We start from the raw sequence: 20,997 nt of genomic DNA on the forward strand, positions 1-20,997 counted from the left end.
GTCAGCCCTTCCGGGGGTCTTCGAGTGCGGCGGCGGTCTGCGCGACTGTGGGGTGGCGCAGGGCGGTGGCGAGGTCGAGGGCGAGTCCGTGCCGGCGGGCGGCGACGAGCAGCGGGGCGACGAGCAGCGAGTCGCCGCCGAGGTCGCGGAAGTCGTCGTGGACGCCGACCTGTTCGAGGCCGAGGACCTCGGCCCACACCTCGGCGAGCACCTTCTCGAGGTCGGTGCGCGGTGCGGTGTACGGCAGCGGGGTGGCGGTGGCCCCGCGGGAGGCGAGGGCGGCCTTGTCGCGCTTGCCGTGGGCGGTGAGCGGGAGGCGGTCGACGACGGTGACGGTGGCGGGGACGACCGCGGCGGGCAGCAGCGCCCGCAGCCGCTCGCGCAGGGCGGGGACCTCGACGGCCTGCCCGTCGGCGGGCACCACCCAGGCGGCGAGCCGCTTGCCCCCGTCGGCCGCTTCGACGGCGGCGACCAGGGCTTCGCGGACGGCCGGGTCGGCGGTCAGGGCGGCCTCGGCCTCGCCGGGCTCGACGCGGTGGCCGCGGATCTTGACCTGCTCGTCGGCGCGGCCGGTGAACTCCAGGACGCCGCCGGGCAGCATCCGCGCGAGGTCGCCGGTGCGGTAGATCCGGGTGCCGGGCAGTCCGTACGGGTCCGGCAGGAACGATTGCGCCGTGAGGGCGGCCTGCCCGGCGTAGCCGCGGGCCAGCCCCTCGCCGCCGAGCCACACCTCGCCGGTGATCCCGTCGGGCACGGGCCGCAGCCGGTCGTCGAGGATCCGCAGCAGTACCCCGGGCAGCGGGGAGCCCAGCGGCACCAGCGTCCGCCCGGTCCGCGGCCGGACGTGCCCGAAGGTGGCGGCGACGGTGGCCTCGGTGGGCCCGTACTCCGCTCCCAGGACCATCCGCCCGCCGGCCGCGGCGATCCGGGCGGCGACCCGCTCGGCCTGGGCGGTCGGGTAGGCGTCGCCGGCGCAGACCGCGATGCCGGCGATCCCGCCGAGCTCGGAGTCGGTGAGCTGCGCCTCCAGCAGCTGCAGGTGGCCGGGGGTCAGCCCGAGGAAGGCGTACGGGGCGCCGGCCATCAGCAGCGGTCCGAACTCCTCCGGCTGCCAGGTCTGCGGCAGCAGGTGCACCGGCTGCCCGGTGGCCAGCGGCGCGTACAGGGCGGGCAGGCCCAGGTCGAAGCCGACCGAGGTGAACCAGGGAGCGCCGCCGGAGCGGCCCTCGGCGTAGGCACGTACGGCCCAGTCGAGGTAGTGGGCGAGCGAGCGGTGGCTGATCTCGACGCCCTTGGGGGTGCCGGTGGAGCCGGAGGTGTGCAGGACGTAGGCGAGCCGGTCGGGGTCGAAGGGGGCCAGGCCCAGTGGGGTTCCGTCGGCCTCGTCGGAGACCTCCTCGACGGTCAGGACCCGCCCCTGGGGCAGGATCCCGGTGAACCGGCCGGCGTAGGGGGCCTGCGTGAGCGCCAGGACGAAGCCGAGCCCGGCGATCCGGGTGTCGGGGGTGCACGGGTCGACGGGCAGCTGGGCCGCGCCGGCCTTCCACACGCCGAGCAGGGCGGCGACGAGCTCGGGACCGCGGTCCAGCAGGACGGCGACGCGGGTCTCGGGGCCGGCGCCGAGGGCGCGCAGCCGCCGGGCGATCCGGTTGGCCCGCTCGTCGAGCTCGGCGTACGAGACGCCGCCGGCGGGGGCGCCGGCCCCGGTGAGGGCGGTGGCCCAGGGGGTGCGGGCGGCCTGTGCCTCGAACGCGGCGAGGACGTCGGCCGGGGAGTCGGGGTGCGGCAGCGCGGGCGCGGTGAGGCGGGCGCGCTCCTGGGCGGTGGGGAAGGCGGTGCGGGCGTCGCCGTGGGCGCCGGTGCGGGCCATGTCGGCGAGAACGGCCCGGTACAGCGCGGCGAGCCGCTCGGCGCCGGCCTTGCCCAGGGTGCGGGTGCGGGAGGCGATGGAGAGGTGGCCGCGGACGGGGGTGCCGACGACGAGCGGGAACTCGTTGGGGCTGTCGTCGCGGCTGGCCATGATGTCGATGAGCTCGGTGTCGACCTGGTGGAAGTCGAGGTAGTGGAAGAGCACGTCGATCAGGTGGCTCTCGCCGCCGGGCACGCGCATGGCGGGCATCGGGTAGCGGCGGTGCGGCCACAGCTCGACCTCGCGGGCGAAGACCTCCTGGGCCAGCTCCCCCCAGGTCGCGGCGCCCGTACGGTACGGGAACGGCACCGAGTTGAGGTACATGCCGGAGACGCGCTCGGCCCCGGCCTCCTCGGGGCGGGCGTCGGCGACCATGCCGCCGCGGAAGGCGCCGGACCGGGTGAGCAGCGACAGGACCTTGCTGTGGGCGGCGTGCAGCACGCTCTTGTACGGGACCTCGGCGGCCGAGGCCAGGGCGCGCAGGCCCGGTTCGACCTCGTCGAGGGCGATGTCGATGCGGTAGCGCTCGTCGGGGCCCTCGGGGTCGCCGGCCCAGCCGGCCGGGAGGGTGAACCTCTCGTGGCCGTCGACGAGTCCGCGCCAGAAGTCGCGGTCCTCGGCCGAGGCGAGGGAGCGCAGCTCGCCGGCGATGAAGTCGGCGTAGCGCACGGCGGGGACGGGCGGGGCGGGCTCGGGCTCGCCGCCGGTGCGCATCGCCTTGTAGGCGCGCAGCAGTTCCATCAGCTGGGAGTGGTAGCTCCAGCCCTCGATGACGGGGTGGCACTCGGTGATGGACAGCCACCAGCTCTCGTCGTCGACGAGGTGGACGGCCATCCGCATGAGCGGGGCGGCGGCCAGGTCGAAGAGCTCGGCCCGGTCGCGGTCGGCGAAGGCCCACATCGCGGACTCCCGCTCGGCGCGGGGCAGGTGGCGCAGGTCCTCGAAGAGGCACGGCATGGACACCTCGCCGACGGCGTGCACGAGCTGGAGGGGCTCGCTGTAGCCGGAGAGGGCGAAGGAGGTCCGCATGACCTCGTGCCGCTCGACGATCAGGTCGGCGGCCCGCCGGAAGACGGCCGGGTCGAAGGGGAGTTCGTCGCGGATCCGGAAGGAGGTGATGTTGTGGTAGCGGTTCTCGCCGCTGCGGCCGTGCATCTCGACGAGCATGCCGGCCTGGATCCGGGAGACCGGGTAGGCGTCGGTGACCCCGCCGGGCAGGGTGAGCCGGTCCTCCTCGCCGATCAGGGCGAAGGGGGCGACGGGGCCGTCGGCGCGCTCGGCCGTGCCGTCGCCGGCCTGGTCGCCGAGGGCGGCGCGCAGCCTGGCGACGGTGCGGTGCTCGAAGACGTCGCGGACGCTGGTCTCCCAGCCGGCCTCGCGCAGGGCGCCGACGAGGGAGACGGCGCGGATGGAGTCGCCGCCGAGGTCGAAGTAGTTGTCGTGGACGCCGACCTTCTCCAGGCCCAGGGTCTCGGCCCAGACGGCTGCGATGGAGGCCTCGGCGGCGTCGCGCGCCTCGACGTGCTCGCCGACGGCGGTGGCCTCGCGGCCGGGGGCGGGCAGGGCGCGCCGGTCGAGCTTGCCGTTGGCGGTGAGCGGGAGGGCGGCGAGGCGCAGGTAGGCGGAGGGGATCATGTAGGCGGGCAGCGCGGCGGCGAGGTGGTCCTTGAGGGCGGCCGGGGCGAGGGCCTCCTCGTCGGCGCCGGGCGCGGGGACGAGGTAGGCGACGAGCTGCCGGTCGCCGGGGCTGTCCTCGCGGACGAGGGCGACGGCCTCGGCGACGGCGGGGTGGGCGCTCAGGGCGGTCTCGATCTCGCCGAGTTCGATGCGGTAGCCGCGCAGTTTGACCTGGTGGTCGATGCGGGCGATGAAGTCGAGGTTGCCGTCGGGCAGGACGCGGGCGAGGTCGCCGGTGCGGTAGATGCGGGCGCCGGGGGCGCCGTACGGGTCGGGCAGGAAGCGCTCGGCGGTCAGGTCGGGCCGGCCGGCGTAGCCGCGGGCCAGGCCCGTGCCGCCGATCCACACCTCGCCGGGGACGCCGACGGGCAGCGGGCGCAGCTGCTCGTCGAGGACGTACATGGTGGTGTTCGGGATGGCGCGGCCGATGGAGACGAGCTCGGTGGCGACGGGTCCGCGGGCGGCGCCGTCGGCGGTCAGGAAGAAGGCGGAGTTGCCGACGGTGATCTCGGTGGGGCCGTACTCGGCGGCCAGCCGGGTGCCGTCGGGTCCTGCGGCGGCGGCCCAGCGTTCGGCGAGGCGGTGGGTGAAGGAGTCGCCGGCGGCGATGACCAGCCCGGCCAGGTCGCGGATCTGCGCGGGGTCGAGCTGCCGGGAGAGCAGGTCGAGGTGGCCGGGGGTGAGCTTGATGAAGGCGTACGGGCCGCCTTCGGCGAGCAGCGCGCCGAGGTCGGCGGTGTCGAAGTCCTGCGGCAGCAGGTGCACGCTCTGCCCGGTCATCAGCGGCGCGTACAGGTCGGGGACGCCGAGGTCGAAGGCGACGGAGGAGAACAGGGGGGCGCCGCCGGTGCCGGCGGAGGCGTACGCGCCCGCGGTCCAGGTGAGGTAGTTGGCCAGGCCGCGGTGGCCGATGAGGACGCCCTTGGGCCTGCCGGTGGAGCCGGAGGTGTAGATGACGTAGGCGAGCTGGTCCAGGTCGTACGCGGCGGGCAGCTCGGCCTCTGCGGTGGCGAGGGCGATCCGCTCGGCGGGGTCGTCGACGACCACGAGCTCGGGCCCCGAGAAGCGGCCGGCGTGCCGGGCCTGGGTGACGACCAGGCGGGTGCCGGTGTCGCCGAGCATGAAGGAGATCCGCTCGTCGGGGTAGCCGGGGTCGATCGGGACGTACGCGGCGCCCGCTCGCCAGATCCCGAGCAGGGCGGCGACCAGGTCGGGGCCGCGGTCCAGCAGGACGCCGACGGTGTCGTCGGGCCGGGCCCCTAGCTGCACCAGCCGGCGGGCGAACCGGTCGGCGAGGGCGTCCAGTTCGGCGTAGGTGGTGGTGCCGCCGGCGTGGCGGACGGCGATCGCGTCGGGGGTGGCGGCGATCTGCTCGGCGATGGTCTCGAAGACGGGCCGCGGCTCGCCGGTCACGGGCGCGCCGACCGGCTCGGCGGGTCCGTCGAGCAGCAGGGAGCGCTCGGCGCCGCCGAGGAAGTCCAGGGCGGACAGCGGGTCGCCGGGCCGTTGGGCGACGGCGGCGAGCAGGGCGGCGTAGTGGCCGGTGATCCGCTCGGCGGTGGCCGCGGCGAACAGGTCGGTGGCGTACTCGAGGCTGCCGTGCAGGGACCCGTCGGGGCGCTCGGCCAGGTGCAGGGTGAGGTCGAAGCGGGCGATGCGGCCGGTCGCGGCGACGGGCCGGACGTCGAGTCCGGGCAGGTCGGGGCTGTCGGAGCCGTGCCCGGAGGCCAGGTCGAACATGACCTGGAACAGGGGCGTGGTGGACAGGTCGCGGGCGGGCTCCAGCTCGTCGGCGATGCGGTCGAAGGGGGTGTCCTGGTGGTCGAAGGCGTCCAGGACGGTGGTGCGCACGCCCCGCAGCAGCTCCCGGAAGGCGGGGTCGCCCTGCCAGCGGCCGCGCAGGACCAGGCTGTTGTAGGCGTAGCCGGCCATCTGCTGGAGTTCGGGGCGGGTGCGGCCGGAGACGGCGGTGCCGACCGCGACGTCCTGCTTGCCGGTGTAGCGGCCCAGCAGGGCCTGGTAGGCGCCGAGCAGGACCATGAAGAGGGTGGCGCCCTCCTCCTCGGCGAGGCCGCGCAGCCGGTCCGCGACCCCGGCCGGGACGTCGAACTCCGCCACGGCGCCGTCCCAGCCGCGCACGGCGGGCCGCGGCCGGTCGGTGGGCAGGCCGAGCGGGGCTGTGCCGGCGAGCTGTCCGCGCCACCAGTCGAGGGCGGCGTCGGCGGCGGGGCCGCTCTGGCGGGCGTTCATCCAGGCCGCGTAGTCGGCGTACTGCACGGGCGGCTCGGGCAGGACGGCGCCCAGCGGGCCGGTGACGGCGCCCGCGGCCCGGTGGAGGGCGGCCAGGTCGGCGAGGAGCAGCGGCCTCGTCAGGGCGTCGCAGGCGATGTGGTGCATGACGACGACCAGGACGTGGTCGTCGGAGGCGAAGCGCAGCAGGCGCACGCGCAGCGGGGCCTCGGCGGCCAGGTCGAACACCTCGGCGGCGCGGGCCCGGGCGAAGGCGGCCGCGGCGGCGTCCCGGTCGGCCTCGGCGGTGCCGGCGGCCTCGCTGACCGCGTAGTCGACGGGGCCGGGGGCGTCGATGACCTGGCGGGGCTCGGTCCCGTCGAGGACGTAGCGGGTGCGCAGGATCTCGTGGCGGGCGGCGAGGGCGTCGAAGGCGCGGCGCAGGGCGCTCTCGTCGAGGGTGCCGCGCAGCCGGAAGACGAGCGGCAGCAGGTATTCGGGGCTGTCGGGGTCGAGCTGGTGCAGGAACCACTGCTGGCGCTGGCCGGCGGAGAGGGCGAGGGGTGCGTCGCGGTCGGCGCGCGGGATCGCGGTGCGGGCGGCGGTGCGGCCGCCGGTGCGGCCCGCGCGGCCGGCGAGCCGTCTGCGCAGCAGTTCCGCCCGCAGTTCTTCCTGCGTGGGTGCGGTGGGTGCGGTCACGGCTGGTACTCCCTGTGGGCGATGGCCAGTTCGGCGTGGTCGAGCGACTCGATCTCAATGCGTACGGCTTCCTCGACGGCGGCGGCGAGGGCGGTGACGGTGGGGTTCTCGAAGACGGCGCGCAGCGGCATCTCCACGTCGAACTCCTCGTGGAGGCGGGCGACGACGCGGGCGGCGAGGACGGAGTTCCCGCCGATCCGGAAGAAGCCCTGGGTGGCTCCGATGCGGCGTTCGGTGCCGTCGTCCGTGAACCGCTCGTCCCCGTGGAGGACTTCGGCCCAGATCTCGGCGATGATCTCCTCCACCGGGCCCTCGGGGGCGGTGTACGGCTCGTCGGAGAGGGCGGCGGCGAGGTCGGGGGCCGGCAGGGCCTTGACGTCGACCTTGTTGTGGCGGGTCAGCGGGATGTCCGGGACCGGTACGAGCAGGGCGGGGACCATGTAGTCCGGGAGCCTGCGGGCGCAGTGGTCGAGGAGTTCGGTGTCGCCGGGGACCCGGCCCGGTCGCGGGACCCAGTAGGCGACGAGGGCGGCGGCGGTGCCGCTGCCGTGGACGACGACGGCGCACTGGGCGACGCCGGGGTGCTCGGCGAGGACGCCCTGCACCTCGCCGGTCTCCACGCGCCGACCGCGGATCTTGGCCTGGCCGTCGGCGCGGCCGGCGAACTCCAGGGTGCCGTCGGGCAGCAGGCGGGCGCGGTCGCCGGTGCGGTAGAGGCGGGCGCCGGGGGCTCCGTACGGGTCGGGCACGAAGGCGGCGGCGGTCAGGTCGGGGCGGCCGTGGTAGCCGCGGGCCAGGCCCGCGCCGCCGACGCAGAGTTCGCCGATGACGCCGTACGGGACGGGCTGGAGCCACTCGTCGAGGACGCGGGCGGTGACGTGCGGGTAGGCGCGGCCGACGGGGACCGAGGCGGCCGTGTCGTGGGCGTCCCAGCGGGTGGCGGCGATGGTGGTCTCGGTGAGGCCGTACTCGTTGACGAAGCGCAGCAGCCGCCGGGACAGCTCGCGGGCCAGGGCGGGCGGGCAGGGCTCGCCGCCGGTCTGGCCGACGAGGGGGCGCCGGCCGAGGCCCGCGTCGATCAGCATCTGCCAGTGCGGCGGGCCGACCTGGAGGTGGCTGACGCCGTGCTCCTCGATCAGGCGCAGCTGGGCGGGGTGGTCGGCGAGGTCGTCCTCGCGGGCCAGGACCACCCGGCCGCCGGCGGTCAGCGGCATCAGCAGCTCGGTGCAGGAGATGTCGAAGGTGGGCTGGGCGAGGGCGAGCCAGGCGTCGTCGGGGCCCTGGCCGAAGTCGAGGTGGGCCTGCGAGGCGCGGAGCATGGCCAGCAGGGTCCGGTGCTCGACGGCGACGCCCTTGGGCCGGCCGGTGGAGCCGGAGGTGTACATGATGTAGGCGAGCCGGGCCGGATCGGCCGGCGCCTCGGGCGGCGTGCCGGCCCAGGATGCGGGCCCGCCGGCCGGGCCCTCGGCCGGGCGGGCGGCACCGGTCCACGAGCCGAGCCCCTCCGTGGCGACGGCGGGGTCGCTCGCGGCGGCCAGGGCAGCGGCGAAGGCCGGTGCCTCCGGCGGTGGGGCGGTCTGGGCACCCGTCCCGGGAGCCTGGGTGGTGGCGGCCCACGCGGTGGTGAGGCCGTCGGCGGCCAAGGCCGGGTCGCTCGCCGCGGCCAGGGCAGCGGCACCCGCGGCCGCGGCGAACGCCGGTGCCTCCGGCGGCGTGGCGGTCCGGGCGCCAATCTCCTCGGGCTCGGCCCACGCGGTGGTGAGGCCGTCGGCGGCCAGGGCGGGGTCGCTCGCGGCGGCCAGGGCGGCGGCGCCCGCGGCTGCGGCGAAGGCCGCGCTGGGAGCCCAGGCGGCAAGCCCGGCCCCGGGACGCCCGGCGGCCCCCGCCACGGCCGGCCCCGGCACGGCGGATCCGGCGGCGTCGCCGTTCGCCGTCGCGGTGCCCTGCGCACCGGCGGAGCCGGGCACGGCGGCGGTCGCCGTGGTGGCACCCGCATCGGCGGAGCCCGGGACGGCCGGGGCCGGCACGGCGGAGCCCGCGGCGGCCAGGGCGGCGAGGCGGTCGTCGGTGTCCAGGGCCAGCCAGGGGCCCTCGTGGCGGCCGCGGAGGCGGGTGGCACCGGCCAGGTCGGAGACGAGCAGGGCGGCGCCGGAGTCGTCCAGGATGTGGCCGAGGCGCTCGTCGGGGGCCGCCGGGTCCAGTGGGACGAAGGCGGCTCCGGCCTTCCAGATGCCGAGGTAGGCGGCGATCAGGTCGGGGGTGCGGCCGAGCAGGACGGCGACGGTGGTCTCGGGGGCGGCGCCGAGTTCGCGCAGCCGCAGGCCGATCGCCTCGGCGCGGGCCTCCAGCCGGGCGTAGCTCCAGTGCTCGTCCCCGCAGATGACGGCCGTGTCGTCCGGGGAGGTCCGGGCGACGGCGGCGATCGCGGTGTGCACGGCGCCCCCGGCGCTGCGGTCGGCGGCGGGCGCGGCGGCCGGGTCGCCGGCCGCGGGCGTACCCGGCTCGGGCGCGCCCGGGCCGAGCGCCAGGAGTTCCGCGCGCAGCCCGTCGGGGAGCATGTCGGCCCGGTCCAGGCGGACGGCGGGGTCGGCGGTGACGGCTTCGAGCAGGCGGACCCAGCCGGCCGCGAACCGTTCGACGGTGGCGGGGTCGAAGAGGGAGGTGGCGTACTCGACGAGGCCGAGCAGACTGCCGTCGGGCTGCCGCTGGACGACGAAGGTGAGGTCGGTGCGGGCGGCCCGCCAGGCGCCGCGGAAGGCGTCGACGTCGCCGCTCGCGGTGGCGGTGCCGGTCCGGCCCTCCTCGTGGAGGTCGAACATGACCTGGTAGAGGGGGGTGCGGCCGGGGTCGCGGGCGTCGTCGAGGGCGGCGACGAGCCGGTCGAAGGGCAGGTCCTGGTGGGCGAACGCGGTGCGGGCGGTGTCCCGGACCCGGGCGAGCGCCTCGGTGAAGGGGGCGTCGGCCGGCGCGTCGCAGCGCATGACGAGGGTGTTGAGGAAGAAGCCGACGACGTCGGCGACCTCGGGGCGTTCGCGGCCGGCGACGGGCACGCCGACGGGGACGTCCCACTGGCCGGTGAGCCGGGCGACGAGCGTGGCGAACACGGTGAGCAGGGTCTGCTGGAGGGTGGCGCCGTGGGCGCGGCCCAGGGCGGCGGCCCGCTCGGTGAGGGCGGCGGGCACGGTGAAGACGTGGGCGGCGCCGGCGCCGTCGCGGACGGCGGGCCGGGGCCGGTCGGCGGGCAGGTCTACGGGGAGGATCCCGGCCAGGGTCTGCTTCCAGTGGGCGAGTTCGGCCTCCGCGGCGCTGCCGGAGAGCCGGCGGCGCTGGTGGACGGCGTGGTCGGCGTACTGGACGGGCAGCGGCGGCAGCTCGGCCGCGGTGCCGTGGTGGGCGGCTTCGGCCAGGGCCGTCAGGTCGCGTTCGAGGACGACGGAGGACCAGCCGTCGCAGGCGATGTGGTGGACGGACAGGACCAGGCTGAGGGCCGCGTGCGGCTGCGGGCCGCGGACGGCGAGGGCCCGCCAGACGGGTCCGTGCTCCAGGTCGAAGGGCCGGGCGAACTCCTCCTGGACGAGGGCTCCGAGGGCCGCGGCGGTCTCGGCGCGGGCGAGGCGCAGCTCGACGCGGGGCTCGGCGTCGGCGATCTGGACGGGCTCGGCGGCGCGCAGGGCGTAACGGGTGCGCAGGATCTCGTGCCGTGCGGCGAGCGCGGTCAGGGCGGCCCGGAGGGTGTCGTCGGTGTAGTGGGGCGGCAGGGTGATGAAGACGGGCGCGTTCCACTCGGAGCTGCCGGGGCGCAGCCGGTCCATCAGCCACATGCCCTGCTGGCCGGGCGAGAGGGGCAGCCCCTCGGGGGTGCGCTCGACGGGCCGTACGGGCTCGTCGGCGGCCAGGGCCGAAGGGGCGGCGCCGGCCAGGGCGGGGGCGTCGGCGAGCAGCGCGGCCTGGGCCTCGACGGTGGTGGCGGTGAACAGCGAGCGCAGCGCGACCCGGGTCCCGCCGGCGGCGGTGAGGGCCTCGGCGAGCTGGCTGAGCATCAGGGAGGCCCCGCCGAGCTGGAAGAAGTCGTGGGTGGCGCCGATGCGGTCGGCGGGGATGGACAGCAGCTGCGCCCAGGTCTCGGCGACGACCCGCTCGGCGGCGGTGCGTACGGGCACGTGGGCGCCGGCGTCGGCGGCCGCGGCGGTGGCCGGCTCGGGCAGCGAGGAGCGGTCGATCTTCCCGTTCGCGGTGAGCGGGAACTCGGCGACCGGCACGTACACGGACGGGACCAACGGGTCGGGCAGGGAGCGGCGCAGGAAGGTGCGCAGCTCGTCGGGGCGCAGGTGTTCGCCGCGGGACTGCACCCAGGCGACGAGGCGGTGGCCGCCGGAGCCGTCGGGGACGGCCGCGGCGACGGCGGCCCGCACCCAGGGGTGGCCGGTGAGGGCGGCCTCGACCTCGCCGGTCTCGATGCGGACGCCGTTGACCTTGACCTGGTGGTCGAGGCGGCCGAGGTACTCCAGGGTGCCGTCGGCGAGCCAGCGCACCCGGTCGCCGGTGCGGTAGAGCCGCTCGCCGGGGGCGCCGTACGGGTCGGGCACGAAGCGCTCGGCGGTCTGGTCGGGCCGGCCGTGGTAGCCGAGGGCGAGTCCGATGCCGCCGGCGTGCAGTTCGCCGGGGACGCCGACGGGCACGGGCCGGCCGGCCGGGTCGAGGACGAGGGCCCGCATGTGGGCGATGGGCCGGCCGATGAGGACGGCTCCGGTCTCCTGCGCCGGGTCCCAGCGGTGCTCGGTGATGTCCACGGAGGCCTCGGTGGGGCCGTACGTGTTCCAGATCTCGGCCCGCGGGGCGCGCTCGGCCAGGGCGCGGCACAGCTCGGCGTGGAGCGGCTCGCCGGCGCTGAAGATCAGCCGGAGGCCGGCGGCGCCCTCCCAGCCGGACTGCTCGACCAGGCGCCGGTGGACGGAGGGGACGCCCTGCAGGACGGTGACGCCGTGCTCGGCGACGGCGCGCAGCAGGGCGGCGGGGTCGCGCTCGGCGTCCTCGGGGGCGATGGCGACGGCGCCGCCGCTGATCAGCGGGGAGAACACCTCGAGTCCGGCGGCGTCGAAGCCGATGGTGGTCTTGAGCAGGAAGCGGTCGGCGGCGCCGAGGCGGTGGCGGTGGGCCAGCCAGCGGACGCGGTTGGCGATGCCGGCGTGCGGGACGAGGACGCCCTTGGGGCGGCCGGTGGAGCCGGAGGTGTGCAGGACGTAGGCGGGGCGGGCCGGGTCGGCGGCGACGGGGAGGGCTGCGGCCTCGGCGGCGGTCAGGGCCGCGGGCGCGTCGGCGATGTCGAGGACGTCCACGCCGGCCGGCAGCCGGTCGGCGGTGGAGCCGGCCGCGAGGACGGTGCGGGCGCCGGTGTCGTCCAGGACGAGGGCGAGGCGGGCCTGGGGGTAGGCGGGGTCGAGGGGGACGTAGGTGCCGCCGGCGAACCAGACGCCGAGGAGGGCGGCGACGAGCTCGGGCCCGCGGGGCAGGCAGACGCCGACGAAGTCGCCGGGCGCCACGCCGCGGGCGCGCAGGGCGGCGGCGTAGCGGCCGGCGAGGTCGTCGAGGGCGGCGTAGGCGAGGACGGTGCCGTCGGCGCCGAGGACGGCGGGGGCCTCGGGGGTGCGGGCGGCCTGGGCCTTGAACAGGTGGGGCAGCAGCAGACGGCCGGGGGCGGATCCCGACTGTGTACGGTCGTTCACGTGCTCTCCTTCATCGGGATCCGGCGGCGCCGGTGCGGGCGCACGGTGCGCCTGGGGTGTGGGGTGCGGGGTGTGGGGGGCGGTGCGGGCCCGGGGAGGGGTCAGGCCGCGGTGCCGGCGGCGGCCATCCGGCGGCGCAGGCTCGCCGGGCGCAGGTCGGTCCACACCTCGGTGATGCGGGCGAGGCACTCCTCGCGGGTGCCCTCGGTGCCCTCGGCGTGCCAGCCGGCGGGGAGGTCGCGGTCGGCCCACCAGATCGAGTACTGCTCCTCGTCGTTGAGGACGACGCGGTAGACGGTGGCGGACCCGGCCGCGGTGTCGTTCTGCTGTTCGCTCATCGCTGTTCCCTTCGCTTCGGTGAGGTGCCGCCCATCCTTGAAGAGGGCCCTATCGACGCCCTATCGGGCGCATATACGTCCCCCGGCACGGGGCGGGCCCCCGACGCCTGTTGGCGTCGGGGGCCCGTGAGTTGCCGTGTGTGCTGCGTGCCCTGGGGGTGGTGGGTCAGGCGGCGTTGTTGTTCACGTTGTTGTTGTTGAAGTTGTTGTTGTTCAGGTTGTTGTTGACGTTGTTGTTGTTGAGGTTGGACTCGACGTCGTTGTCGAGGATCCAGTTGACGTTGGCGGCAGCGTTGTTGATGTTGTTGTTGGCGTTGTTGCTCATGGTGTGGTTCCTCTCCTCTTCTCCGGTGGGTCGACCGGTCCGGGAACCGAGCTGCACACGGGTCGTGTGCGGTCGGCGGACCGATTCGTAGCGGCGCAGGGCGGCGGCGATGCCGTCCGCCTCCCCGTCCGCCTCCTCGAGGCAGATGGCGAGTGCCACCCCGTCCTCGATGGCCTGGTTGGCTCCCTGCCCGTGGTGCGGGAGCATCGGGTGGGCTGCGTCGCCGAGCAGGGTCACGCGGGGCGTGCTCCACCGCTCCAGCGGCGCCCGGTCGTACAGGGCCCAGCGGCGCACCTCGCCCGCCGCGGCGACCAGCTCCCGTACCTGCGGCGCCCAGCCGGTCAGTACGGAGTCCAGGTCGGCCCGGTCGGTGGCGCTGGTCCAGGACTCGGCGTCGCCCTCGGCGGCCGGCACCACCACGACGTAGGTGAACTGCCGTCCGCCGGAGACCGGGTAGCACAGCACCCGGGCATCGGGCCCCGCGAACATGTACATCCGCGAGGGGTCCAGGCCGGGCACGTCGGCGGCGTCCACCAGGCCGCGCAGGGCGCTGTTGCCCGAGTACACGGGGGCGTCCGCGCCGGCGACCGCGCGGCGCACCGCCGAGTGGACCCCGTCGGCGCCGATCAGTACGTCGGCTTCGGCGGCGGTGCCGTCCGCGAACTCCAGCCGCACACCGGCGGGATCCTCGCGGAAGCCGGTGAGCTGCTTGCCGGTGTGCACCCGGGCGGCGGGCAGCAGGGCCGCCAGCATCCGGTGCAGGTCCCCGCGGTGGACGGTGAGGTAGGGGGCGCGGAACTGCCGCTCCCAGGCCTCCCCCATCTCCTGGACGGCGACCTGCGCCCCGTTGTGGAAGGCGCGGACCTCCAGGGCCTCGGGTCGGACCGCCGCCTCGGCCAGACGGGGGGCGAGGCCGAGGCGGCGGAGCAGGCGGGTGCCATTGGGCCCCAGGTGCATGCCGACGCCTTGTTCGCGCAGGGCCTCGGCGCGCTCGTAGACGTGGACGTCGATGCCCCTGGCGTGCAGGGCGGCCGCGGCGGTCAGCCCGCCCAGGCCGCCGCCGACGACGGCAACGGTGGGGGTCATGCGTGGTCCCAGGCGTTCTCGAAGGCCTCGAACTCGTCGTAGGCCGGGTCGTCCCAGCCACTCCCGGCGCCGGCCCCGGCGCCCGCGCTGAGCGCGAGCAGCGCCGCGAGCTCGGCCTGCCCGGCCAGTTCGACGTCGGCGATCCGGGTGTCGGGCGCGGCGACCGCGGCCGCCAGCATCCGCTCGTACCCGAGGGCGAACCGCTCGACCGTGGCCCGGTCCAGCACGTCCGTGTCGTAGGAGAAGACCGCGGTGATCCCCTCCGGGGTCTGCTCGATCCGCAGCAGCAGGTCCAGCTGGCCCTCCTGCTGCGGGACGTCGATCAGGGCGATGTCCAGCCCGGCGTACGGGACGGACGGGCCCTCGGCGGCGCCCGGCGGGACGTTGGGCACCGGCGGCTCCATCCGGTCCATCTGGACCAGGAACAGCGCGGTGCGGAAGACCGTCGCCCGGGGGAAGGCCAGCGCGCACGGGTAGCGCACGTTGACCATGCCGCGCATCACCCGCTCGCCGGCCTGGGCGGCGGCGCTGCGGAAGGTGGACTGCGGGGTGAAGTCGGCGCGGACCGGCATGGTGTTGAGGAAGCAGCCGACCACGTCGCGCAGGGCCCGGCCCATCCGGCTGGTGGCCGGCACGCCCAGGACGAAGGCGTCCTGGCCGGTCCAGCGGTGGGTCAGCGCCTGGAACACCGACAGGAGGTACGCGAACGGCGTCACTCCCGCCGCCCCGGCCGCCCCGCCGAGACCGTCCGCGGTCTCCCGCGGGAGCTGTCGTACGACGGTTCCGCCCCGGTAGGAGCGGAGGGCGGGCCGGGGCCGGTCCAGGGGGAGCTCGGCGGCGGGGGCGCCGCCCACCGACTCCTGCCAGAGGGCGGAGCTGCGCCGTCCCGCCTCGGAGGCGGTGTGGCGCTGCTCCTCGGCCGCGTGGTCGGCGTAGCTGCCGGGGATGGGCCGCCAGCGCGGCTCGACGCCGGCGGCGAGGCCCTCGTAGGCGTCGAGGAGGTCGCGCACCAGCAGCCAGCGCGAGGTGAAGTCGCTGACGATGTGGTGGGCGGAGGTGACCAGCGCCCAGTCCTCGTCGGAGCGGCGCAGCAGCACCACCCGGAAGGCCGCGGACTCGAGCCGGAAGGGGCGGGCCCCGGCCTCCTCGGCGGCGGCGTGCAGGGCGGCCTCGCCGGCGCCGTCCATGTCCCGGTACTCCAGGCGGACCAGCGGCTCGGCGCTGACCGTGCGGCGGGCCCCGGCGGCGGTCTCGGTGAAGACGGAGCGCAGCAGCTCCTGGCGGGCGCCGACCGCGGTGACGGCGGCGGCCATGGCGGCGGGGTCGACCCGGCCGCGCAGCCGCAGCGGCATGACGATGTTGTAGGCGGAGGCCTCGGGTGCGACCCGGTACGCCGTCCACATGGACTGCTGGATCGCGGTCAGGGGCAGGGCAGCGGCCTCGGTGGCGGTGGCGCTGGTGGGGGCGGTGCTCATCCGCAGCCTCCCGCGTGGCTCATGTCGGTGGTCCGGCCGGCGCCGACGACGGCGAGCTCCGCCTCGGCGGGCTGCGCGGCGGGGGCCGGCGGCTCGCCGTCGGCGACGGACCCGGTGAAGGAATCGGTGAAGGAGGCGGCGAAGGCGGCCACCCGGTCCAGGCCCCAGTACGGCTCGCTGCCGTGGATGAAGTAGGGGACCCCGAAGACCCCGTCGCGGTGCACATCGAGCAGGGCGCGCACACCGCGCTCGCGCAGGGGCCCGCTGTCGGTGGCGGCGGCCGCCTCGGAGGCGTCCAGGCCGATCTCGGCGGCCAGTTCGACGACGGTGGCCGGGTCGCAGATGTCGCGGCCCTCCAGCCAGCGGGCACGGCCCGCGCGGGCCACCCACTGCCGGCCCAGGCCCGCGTCGGCGGCGAGGAACCAGGTCAGGTGGGCCGGCTCCCACCACGGGGTGCGGTCGGTCGGCCAGGTCAGCGCGAGGCCCCGCTCGGCGGCCAGGCGCCGTACGTCGCGCAGGATGTAGAACTGCTTGGCGCGGGTCATCGGGGTGTACGGGAACTGCCCGCCGGCCGCGTCGAGCAGCGCGGCGCTGGTCTCGTCCGGCTCCCAGAAGGGCCGCCACTCCAGGCGGTCGAGGAGCTCGGGGTGATCGCGCTCCAGGTCGCCGAGGGCGAAGAAGTTGTAGGGGCTGCGCAGGTTGAAATAGAACCTCGGCGGTTTGGCGGCACGGCCGGCCATGACGTTCTCTCCTTGGTGGCAAGCGCCCGGTCCGGGGTCTGTCCGGTGGATCAGGGGCGGACGGGCCCTGGCGGGCGGCGGGGTCAGACGACCAGTCCGCCGTCGATGTGGAAGACCTGTCCGGTGATGTACGCGGCGCGGGGGGAGGCGAGGAAGGACACCAGTTCGGCGACCTCCTGCGCCTCGCCGAAGCGGCCCAGCGGGATGCGGGCGGTCATCTCCTTGGCGTGCTTCTCGGACAGGCCGCCGACCATGTCGGTGGCGATGAACCCGGGGGCCACGGCGTTGGCCCGCAGCCCGCTGCGCCCGGCTTCCTTGGCCAGGGCCTTGGTGAAGCCGATGATCCCGGCCTTGGTCGCGGAGTAGTTGCTCTGGGTGGCGTTGCCCGCGGCGGCGACCGAGGACAGGGTGATGACGGTGCCCTTGCGGCGCTTCATCATCGGGAAGGCGAGGGCCTTGGCGAAGTTGAAGGTGCCGTCGAGGTTGGTGCGCACGACCGCGTCCCAGTCCTCGTCCTTCATCATCGCCAGGTGGCCGTCGCGGACGATGCCGGCGGCGGTGACCAGGACCTCGACGGGGCCGAGTTCGGCCTCGGCCCGCGCGGTGAAGGCCCGTACCTGCTCGCGGTCGGTGACGTCGACCCGGCCGGCCAGGACCCGTGCGCCGTGCTCATGCGCCGTCTTGGCCGCGAGGGCCGCGGCCTCCTCGTTGGAGTGGTAGCAGAAGGCCACGTCGTGGCCGTCGCGGGCCAGGGTCTCCACCACGGCCCGGCCGATGCCGCGGGAGCCGCCGGTGACGAGGGCGACCGGCCTCGGTGTCTCGGACATGGAAGGTGCCTCTCTATCTGCTGTCTCGGACGTCGTCTGCGTCGTCCGCGTCGTCTGCGGGGCCCGGGGCTCAGCCGAGCCGGAGCAGGGTGGCGCCGACGGTGCCGTCCCGGTCGAGGGCGGTGACCAGCGCGAGCCGGTCCACCAGGGCGGGGTCCGCCCCGGCCAGGGCCAGGACGGCGGCCAGCTGGAAGGCGGCGGAGGCCGCGGTCGCGTCGCCGACGAGCGGGCGGACCGCGATCCGCTCGCCCGCGAGCCCGTCGAGGGCGGACCGCTCCTGCTTGCCGAGCTGTCCGGGCGGGGTGCCCGGGGCGACGAGGGCGAGGTCCACGGGGGCGGCCCCGGCGTCGGCGAGCACGTCGGCGATGCAGCGGGCCAGCGCCTCGCCGGCCCGTCCCGTCTCGGGGAAGGCCCTGAACCGGGAGCCCAGCACGGTGGCGAGCACGGGCCGGCCCCCGTCGCGGGCGGCCGCCCCGCTCTCCAGCAGGAACAGCGCGGCCCCCTCGCCGAGCGGGTCGGCCCCGGCGCCGCCGTGGTCGGCGACGTGCTCCAGCCGCGCCCGCTGTACGGAGAACTCCTCGGCCGCGCCCGCCAGCAGGGCGGTGGCGTGGCCGCCGCGCAGCAGCCGGGAGGCGTAGTTCAAGGCGAGCAGCCCGGTGGCGGAGCCGCCGGAGACGGTGACGTTGGGGCCCTTGAGGGTGTGGCGGATGGCGCTCTGCCCGGTCGGGCAGTTCATGACGGTGTTCGGGAACCGGGCCGGGTCGACCAGGTAGGGCTTCTCCCCGGTCAGCGCGTCCTTGGTGAAGTCCATGATGGACTGGACGCTTCCCGAGGTGCCGAGCACCAGGCCGGTCTTCTCCGGGTCCGCGGCCAGGCCCTGGCCGTAGTCCTGGAGGAGTTCGCCGACGGTGATGACGGCGATCCCGGTGGCCCGGTCCATGGAGCGGGTGCCCTTGCGGCCGAGCACGGCCTTGATGTCGAAGTCCGGGATCAGGCCGGCCTCGGCGTAGGGCACCGGCCAACGCCCGGCGTCCAGGGGGGCGGTGGCGGCGGCCTTGCCGAGGAGCCCCTCCGCGAAGGGCCGGCGGCCCAGCCCGTAGGGGGAGGACACCGCCCAGCCCGAGATGACGAGCTGCTGCGCGGGATCGGTCGCGGTGGCGTTCATGCGACGGCGCTCCTGTCTGCTCCGGCTGCGGCGACTGCGCCGGCTGCTCCGGCTGCGGCGGCCGTGTCGTTCCAGTGGCCGAGGACCAGGACGGCGTTGTTGCCGCCGAAGGCCAGTCCGTTGTTCTGCACGACCTTCAGGTCGGCCTCGACCGCCTCGTTGGGCACGCAGTCCACGCCGCACTCGGGGTCGGTGGTGCGGTGGTTGATGGTCGGCGGGATGAAGCCCTCCTTGAGGGCGAGGGCGCAGGCCGCGGAGGCCAAGGCGCTGGCGGCGCCCATGGTGTGGCCGATCATCGACTTGATGGAGACGGTGCGCGGCAGGTCCTCGCCGAACACCTGGCGGATCGCGCCGACCTCGGTGACGTCGTTGGCCTTGGTGCCGGTGCCGTGCGCGGAGATGAAGTCCACGTCGGCGGGGGTGATCCCGGCGTTGGCGTGCGCGGCCGTGATGCAGCGGGCGATGGAGTCCCGGTCGGGGGCGACCGGGTGGCTGGCGTCGCACGACAGCCCGTAGCCGAGCACCTCGGCGTAGATGCGGGCGCCGCGGGCGAGGGCGGACTCCAGGGACTCCATGAGCAGGATCCCGGCGCCCTCGCCGGTCAGGATGCCCTGCCGGTCGGCGTCGAAGGGGCGGCACACGTCGGGGGCGATGGTGCCGAGCCGGTAGAAGCCGGTGAAGGTCTTGCGGCACAGCGCGTCGGCGCCGCCGCACAGGGCCATCTCCACGTCCCCCGAGCTGATCGCGTCGTAGCCGTAGCCGACCGCGTAGTTCCCGGCGGCGCAGGCGGTGGGGACGGTGACCGTCTCCACGTCCTCCAGACCGAGTTCGCGGACGATGCCGGCGGAGAGCCGGCCCGGCCAGACGCGGCGGGCGACCACCGGGTCGAGGGTGTCCTCGCCGCCGGCGACCTGGAGCCCGGTGAGGTGGTCGAGGTCGCGGGACTCGCCGTCGGTGGTGCCGACCGAGACCAGGGAGCGCCTGGCCCGGACGTCCGCCTCGGCGAGGCCCGCGTCGGCCACCGCCATCCGCGCTCCGGCGACCGCGAACTGGGCGGCCCGGCCGAGCTCGTCGGCGGGCAGCTCGCGCAGCCAGGCCTCCGGCTCGAAGTCGGTGATCTCGCAGGCGTTGGAGTGCGCGAAGCCGGTGGTGTCGAAGGCGGCGATGGGCTTGGCCCCGCTGCGTCCGGCCCGCAGGCTCCTGGCGAAGGCGTCCACGCCCGTACCGATACTCGTCACGACACCGAGCCCGGTGATCACCACCCGGTGCCGGGCAGCGCCCGGCTGCCCTGTCGCGGCCGTCCCGTTGCTCACTTGCCCTCGGCCTCCGCGATCACGGCGTACACGCCGGCCAGGTTGACCATGCGGCTGAGCTCGGCCTGCTCGAGGGAGAGGCCGAAGACGCGCTCCAGGGAGGCCAGGATCTCGATGGTGCGCAGGGAGTCGGCGTCGTGCTCCTCTTTGAAGAGGCTGGTCTCGGTGACCTCGTCGAGGTCGAGCTCGAGGATGTCGCAGACGATGTCCTTGATCTGCTCCTTGCGCCCGGCGTCCAGGACGTTGATCTGGGTGGTCATCTGAAATTCCTCCGTGAAGGGCGGTGGGCGGGGGTGGGGCGGTTGGTGCGGTGAGTCGATGGTGGGCGGGCCCGCTATCCGTGGGCTATATCGACCAGGGCCGGGACGGCCCCCACGGACAGGGGCTCCTTCCACAGGTGCGAGACCTCGCCGAAGTGGCGGTGCACCCAGGCGTCGTCGTAGATCGTCTCCAGGTAGCGGTCGCCGCCGTCGGGCAGGACCAGCACCACGTTGGAGCCGGGCGGGATGTCCGGCGCGATCCGCTCCAGGGCGGAGACGACGGCTCCGGAGGAGCCGCCGGCGAGGACGGCCTCGCGGGCCACCAGCTGCCGGCAGCCGACGACGCAGTCGAGGTCGCCGACGTGGATGACCCGGTCGGCGTCCGCGGGCCGCAGCAGGCGCGGGACGACGGAGGCGCCGTGGCCGGGGATGAGGCGGGTGCGGCGCTCGGGCGGGGCGAAGAGCACGCTGCCGATCGCGTCGACCGCGTTGACGGTGGTGGACATCCCGCTCTGGCGGATGTACTCGGCGCAGCCGCCCAGGGTCCCGCTGGTGCCGGCGGCGACGATCAGCTGGTCGACGCGGTGGTCCAGGGCCTCGGCGATCTCCCGCATCGTGGCCTGGTGGGCGAGGGGGTTGAGCGGGTTGGAGTACTGGTCGGGCCAGTACGCGTCGGGGGTGTCGGCGACGAGGTCGGCGACCCGGCGCAGCCGGGCCGGCAGCAGTTCGCCGGTGACCGGGTCGGGGTCGACGACGATCTCCACCTCGGCCCCGTAGGCGCGCAGGATCGCGATGTTCTGCCGGGTCGTGCGGGCGTCCACGACGCAGATGAACCGCAGTCCGAAGTAGCCGCAGATCTGGGCGAGGCCGATCGCGAGGTTTCCGGAACTGGATTCGATGACCGTGGACTTGCCGGGGACCAGGTCCCCGGATCTGATCCGCGCGAGCACCATGGAGAGGGCCGAGCGGTCTTTGATGCTTCCTCCGGGATTGAACCGCTCCACCTTGGCGAACACCCGCGAGCCGAGGCCTGGCAGCAAACGCTCCAGTTCGATGAGCGGAGTTCCTCCCACGGTCGAGAGGATTCCCTTCTTCCCTTCGTCGTACGGCATCTGATGCAGCCATCCTCTGCTGGGAGTTTCGGGGTGTGGGGCATCTCTCCCGGCATCGGCCGGCGGAGATACGACGTCACCGAGATTCGGCCGATCCGCTATACGCAGGCCATATGGCT

General features: G+C 75.6%; 11 protein-coding genes. All 11 read right to left on the reverse strand.

Annotated features, from left to right (window positions below):
- Position 1 precedes the first annotated feature (1 nt).
- On the reverse strand, positions 2-6,514 hold the full coding sequence (locus ABZ924_RS02405; protein ID WP_361902778.1) for an amino acid adenylation domain-containing protein: 6,513 nt from the start codon (positions 6,512-6,514) through the stop codon (positions 2-4).
- On the reverse strand, positions 6,511-12,237 hold the full coding sequence (locus ABZ924_RS02410) for an amino acid adenylation domain-containing protein (RefSeq protein WP_361902780.1): 5,727 nt from the start codon (positions 12,235-12,237) through the stop codon (positions 6,511-6,513). The genes ABZ924_RS02405 and ABZ924_RS02410 overlap by 4 nt, the downstream gene beginning before the upstream one ends.
- A 101-nt stretch (positions 12,238-12,338) precedes the next feature.
- Positions 12,339-12,575 carry an MbtH family NRPS accessory protein gene (locus tag ABZ924_RS02415; RefSeq protein WP_361902782.1) on the reverse strand — a complete coding sequence of 79 codons (237 nt, stop codon included), beginning with the start codon at positions 12,573-12,575 and terminating at the stop codon, positions 12,339-12,341.
- 166 nt (positions 12,576-12,741) lie between these two features.
- Complete coding sequence (locus ABZ924_RS02420; protein WP_361902785.1) at positions 12,742-13,986, reverse strand: FAD-dependent monooxygenase; 1,245 nt, start codon at positions 13,984-13,986, stop codon at positions 12,742-12,744.
- Positions 13,983-15,461, reverse strand: coding sequence for a condensation domain-containing protein (locus tag ABZ924_RS02425; protein ID WP_361902788.1), 1,479 nt, complete (start codon positions 15,459-15,461; stop codon positions 13,983-13,985). The genes ABZ924_RS02420 and ABZ924_RS02425 overlap by 4 nt, the downstream gene beginning before the upstream one ends.
- Positions 15,458-16,201 carry a DsbA family protein gene (locus tag ABZ924_RS02430; protein WP_361902790.1) on the reverse strand — a complete coding sequence of 248 codons (744 nt, stop codon included), beginning with the start codon at positions 16,199-16,201 and terminating at the stop codon, positions 15,458-15,460. Before ABZ924_RS02430 ends, ABZ924_RS02425 begins: the two co-directional genes overlap by 4 nt.
- An 83-nt stretch (positions 16,202-16,284) precedes the next feature.
- On the reverse strand, positions 16,285-17,028 hold the full coding sequence (gene fabG / locus ABZ924_RS02435; protein ID WP_361902793.1) for a 3-oxoacyl-ACP reductase FabG: 744 nt from the start codon (positions 17,026-17,028) through the stop codon (positions 16,285-16,287).
- Positions 17,029-17,098: 70 nt separating this feature from the next.
- Complete coding sequence (locus tag ABZ924_RS02440) at positions 17,099-18,193, reverse strand: beta-ketoacyl synthase N-terminal-like domain-containing protein (protein ID WP_361902796.1); 1,095 nt, start codon at positions 18,191-18,193, stop codon at positions 17,099-17,101.
- Positions 18,190-19,506: a beta-ketoacyl-[acyl-carrier-protein] synthase family protein gene (locus tag ABZ924_RS02445; RefSeq protein ID WP_361902799.1), complete on the reverse strand. Its 1,317-nt coding sequence runs from the start codon at positions 19,504-19,506 to the stop codon at positions 18,190-18,192. The genes ABZ924_RS02440 and ABZ924_RS02445 overlap by 4 nt, the downstream gene beginning before the upstream one ends.
- Positions 19,503-19,766, reverse strand: a complete 264-nt coding sequence (locus ABZ924_RS02450; RefSeq protein WP_361902801.1) for an acyl carrier protein — start codon at positions 19,764-19,766, stop codon at positions 19,503-19,505. Before ABZ924_RS02450 ends, ABZ924_RS02445 begins: the two co-directional genes overlap by 4 nt.
- A 74-nt stretch (positions 19,767-19,840) precedes the next feature.
- Positions 19,841-20,878, reverse strand: coding sequence for a 2,3-diaminopropionate biosynthesis protein SbnA (gene sbnA, locus ABZ924_RS02455; RefSeq protein WP_361902804.1), 1,038 nt, complete (start codon positions 20,876-20,878; stop codon positions 19,841-19,843).
- Positions 20,879-20,997 lie beyond the last annotated feature (119 nt).

Origin of the sequence: Streptomyces sp. NPDC046876 (assembly GCF_040645035.1) — a bacterium.
Taxonomy (GTDB): domain Bacteria; phylum Actinomycetota; class Actinomycetes; order Streptomycetales; family Streptomycetaceae; genus Streptomyces.